Here is a 966-nt window from a genome sequence, read left to right on the forward strand (position 1 = left end):
GGCACGAGCTGCGCCGCCGCGAGCGCCTCGACGTGCTCGGCGTCGCTGAGCTCGAAGGGCACGTACCAGTCGCGCGGCACCCGGTAGCGTTTCACGGCGCGGCCCGCGCGCGGCACGACGGCCGTCACCTCCGCGATCCCGGCGTCCACGAACTGCCCGAGGAGGTAGTGGACGCGGCCCACGTCCTGATCGGTGAGGCGGGCGAGCTCGGCGGCGGAGTGCTCCTCGCGCATGAGGAGGTCGAGGAGGCGGTAGTGCCTGGGGTCGAGCAGCAGACGCGCCTGCCGCGCGCTGCTCGCCCTACTCGAATCGCGGCCTGTCATCTGGAGTAGCGTACCGCGCACCCTGAGGTCGGGAGGTGGTCGCGTGACCACGGGTGGAAGGTTGTGGAACCGGGATTTCGTGCTGTGGTGGGTGGGTACGGCCCAGTCGAGCCTCGGGACGGCCCTGTCGGGCATCGCGCTGTCGTTCCTCGTGCTGGAGCAGACGGGCTCGGCGGGCGCGATGGGCGTGAACCTCGCGCTGTCGATGCTGCCGGGCCTGCTCTCGCCGCTCGCGGGGACGCTGGTGGACCGCGTGCCGCTGCGCCTGCCGCTCGTGGCGGGCAACGCGGTGCGCGCCGCGCTGATGCTGGGTGTGGGCCTCGTGGCGCTCGCGGGGCCGGTGCCGCTGTTTGCGCTGTACGGCCTGTCGCTGCTGATGGGCCTGATCGGGGTGCTGTACCAGCCCGCGTCGGGCGCGCTCGTGCCGACGCTCGTGCCGCAGGAGCACCTCGCGCGCGCGATGGGGCTGATCACCACGGCGGCCCAGTCGATGAGCCTCGTCGGGCTCCTCGCGGGCGGGGTGATGGTGAGCCGCTTCGGGAGCGCGCCGAGCCTCGTCGTGGACGGCGTGTCGTTCCTCGTGATGACGGTGCTGCTGCCCTTCGTGCGGATGCCCGCGCGGGCGGCGAGCGCGGCGCGGCGC

The 966-nt window shown here is 73.5% G+C and carries 2 protein-coding genes; one reads left to right on the plus strand and one right to left on the minus strand.

Annotated elements, in window-relative coordinates:
• Positions 1–323, minus strand: a 323-nt coding sequence (locus tag DEIPI_RS39510) for a MarR family transcriptional regulator (protein WP_045234113.1), incomplete at its 3' end; no start/stop codon positions are given.
• Between the two features lie 43 nt (positions 324–366).
• Between DEIPI_RS39510 and DEIPI_RS30315 the strand changes: the two genes are divergently transcribed.
• On the plus strand, positions 367–966 hold a 600-nt coding region (locus DEIPI_RS30315; protein WP_157463611.1), incomplete at its 3' end, for an MFS transporter.

The organism is Deinococcus pimensis DSM 21231 (assembly GCF_000519345.1).
Lineage (GTDB): Bacteria > Deinococcota > Deinococci > Deinococcales > Deinococcaceae > Deinococcus_A > Deinococcus_A pimensis.